4 protein-coding genes are annotated in these 2,480 nt (G+C 43.1%); 3 read left to right on the forward strand and 1 reads right to left on the reverse strand.

The window, feature by feature from the left end; translation table 11 throughout:
- From ACTXGO_RS12330 to ACTXGO_RS12340, 3 genes are all read left to right on the forward strand, one after another.
- Positions 1-1,333 (forward strand): fatty acid desaturase family protein (locus tag ACTXGO_RS12330; RefSeq protein ID WP_443574750.1); only part of this gene is annotated, 1,333 nt, incomplete at its 5' end.
- Positions 1,334-1,377: 44 nt separating this feature from the next.
- The gene (locus ACTXGO_RS12335; protein ID WP_435950058.1) at positions 1,378-1,662 is read left to right on the forward strand and encodes a GNAT family N-acetyltransferase; all 285 of its coding nucleotides are present in this window, start codon (positions 1,378-1,380) and stop codon (positions 1,660-1,662) included.
- A 100-nt stretch (positions 1,663-1,762) separates the two neighbouring features.
- A complete protein-coding gene (locus tag ACTXGO_RS12340; RefSeq protein ID WP_317199624.1) occupies positions 1,763-2,056 on the forward strand; it encodes a 4a-hydroxytetrahydrobiopterin dehydratase in 294 nt (97 codons plus the stop codon).
- Positions 2,057-2,164: 108 nt separating this feature from the next.
- Here ACTXGO_RS12340 and ACTXGO_RS12345 read toward each other — a convergent pair whose 3' ends face one another.
- Entirely contained in the window at positions 2,165-2,320 is a 156-nt protein-coding gene (locus ACTXGO_RS12345; RefSeq protein WP_443541180.1) for a DUF1328 domain-containing protein, read from the reverse strand.
- Positions 2,321-2,480 lie beyond the last annotated feature (160 nt).

A 2,480-nucleotide genomic window follows, 5' to 3' on the forward strand; every position in this document is an offset into this window, starting at 1 on the left:
AGGAGTTTTTATGCGTTTATTACCGCCTATGTTTAGTGCTCAATCTGCGCTGCCTACTGCGTCTTTTTCGCCCGTTAATGACAAGCTATGGCCGCAAAAGCCCTACCCTACCTTGAGCGCTGCGCCGCTATCAAAAGCACAAACTAAAGCTATGGCTGATGAATTAGACGCTTTATACAAAGAGGTGATGGCTTCTCTTGGCTTGGAGGATGCTCGCTATATTCAGCGTATTTATAGCGCGGTCGTTTATAGCGAAACTCTAGCACGCGCTGTGCTTAGCATTGCCGCTATTCCCGCTTCACGCCGTAAGCAGTTGGGTCTCTGGCTACTAGGCACCTCCCTGCTAAGCTTTAGCAAGATACTCAACAATATGGAGCTTGGGCACAATGTCATGCATGGTCAATATGACTGGATGGGGCATCCGCATCTAAACAGTCAAAAATTTGATTGGGACATTGTTTGTCCCGCCCCGCTCTGGCAGCATTCGCACAATTATTTGCACCATACCTTTACCAATATTGTTGGTCGTGATCATGATGTCGGCTATCATCTGATTCGAGTGACCGACGAGCAGTCTTGGACGCCAAGCGATCGCAACAACTTGTTGAGTACAGCGATACTAGCACTAGGGTTTGAGTGGGCGGTGGCGTTTCACGATATTCAAATCAGTGTTGATGAATACGCCGATGACGCGCGCTTGGTCGATATTATGACGCCTAAGTCTCAGGCATTATTTAGCAAAATAAAGCGGCAAGTAGGTAAAGATTACGTGGCATTTCCTGCGCTTTCAGGACTGGTATTTGGTACTCGCAGTGCTATGATGACCGTTAGCGGTAACGTGACTGCTAACCTTGTACGTAACGTCTGGACTTGGGCGGTGATATTTTGTGGTCACTTTACCGAGCAGGCTCATATTTATACCCATCTTGATGACCATGAAAGCCGCGGCGACTGGTACACCAGACAGATACTAGGCTCAAGTAACCTTACAGGTCGCAAGTGGTTTCATATCTTGACCGGTCATTTATCGCATCAGATTGAGCACCATATCTACCCTGACATGCCAGCCAATCGCTATACGCGCATCGCCCCGCAAGTACAAGAGATATGCAAAAAATACGGCTTACCATACAATACTGGCAGCTTTGGTCAGCAGCTCAAACAGGTGATTAAGCGTATTCATCATTTTAGCAAGCCAAGCGCTGCTGAGTGGCAATCACACTTAACAATGCAAGCTGTAGAGAATAAAGAGGTCACCAAGGCTGTGCCAACCGCGCGTGGTCTGAGTAAATATTTGCCACCAGTCATGCGTAATGCTTTATTCTATGCTTAATCAGCTTTATATTAAAATAAGTCATTTAGTAAACGGAGAGAGATATGAATAATAATGAATCACTAGATATATCCCACAACCAAGATGCCAAGCGTTTTGAGACCTCTATCGACAATAAGACAGGTTACATCAGCTACCAAGAACGCGGCGACACACTCGTCTACGATCATACTATTGTGCCTGCAGCTCTAGGCGGGCGCGGTGTGGGCTCAGCACTGGTCAAGCACGCTTTAAACTATGCGCGTGACAACGACAAAAAAGTCGTGCCGCAGTGCTCGTTTGTTGCCTCATATATCAGCAAGCACCCTGAGTACAAAGATTTAGTTTAAGTATAAAAGCTTATTCTAATATGTACTCAACGGATTTCGCTCCTGTTGTATCTATTCTTATAAATTTTAACTTTTTTATCACTATCATAAGGACAGCATCATGAGTAGTTTATCTGATAAACAAGTGGATATGCAGCTTGAGGATCTAGCAGGCTGGCAGCGTGATGGCAGCAGTATCGTCAAGACCTATCACTTTAATGATTTTATCGAAGCTATGAGTTTTATGAATCAAGCGGCTTTTTATGCTGAGGCGCTCGAGCATCATCCCGAGTGGCGCAACGTTTATAACATCGTCGAAGTACGTTTGACGACGAATGATACTGGCGGTATTACCAGTCATGATATTCGCCTAGCTAAGCGCATGGAATATATTATTCAGCCTAAAAGACTATAATCTGTACTTACAAACTCTTTGAGATTATGAGTCCTTGTATGCTTAAACCAAAAAACCGTCTCCTTAGAAGACGGTTTTTTGATTATAAAGAATAAGTTTTTTGCAGATCTACATCTTGCGGCTGACAAAGGCCACAATGAATAAGATAACAGCTACAGCTAATAGTACGTAAGCAATATTGGCAGATAAGCCTGCAACGCCGCCAAATCCAAGTAAACTTGCGATAAGTGCGACAACGGCAAAGATGATAGCCCAACGAAACATAAAATTCTCCTTTAATTGTTAATATAGGTGGCTTTGGTTATAAGTAGCTTTAATTAATTGTTTTTAATACTATTCTTAAGAATCAAATAGTACTAAATCACCTCTAAAAGTATCGTTTGATTTGGTAATTAAACATTGAATTATGTAACTTTTGTAATTT

This window comes from Psychrobacter sp. T6-1, from assembly GCF_052258445.1.

Coding starts and splice junctions, on each gene's coding strand:
- ACTXGO_RS12335 (WP_435950058.1), top strand. CDS start 1,378: ATGAATAATAATGAATCACTAGATATATCCCACAACCAAGATGCCAAG.
- ACTXGO_RS12340 (WP_317199624.1), top strand. CDS start 1,763: ATGAGTAGTTTATCTGATAAACAAGTGGATATGCAGCTTGAGGATCTA.
- ACTXGO_RS12345 (WP_443541180.1), bottom strand. CDS start 2,320: ATGTTTCGTTGGGCTATCATCTTTGCCGTTGTCGCACTTATCGCAAGT.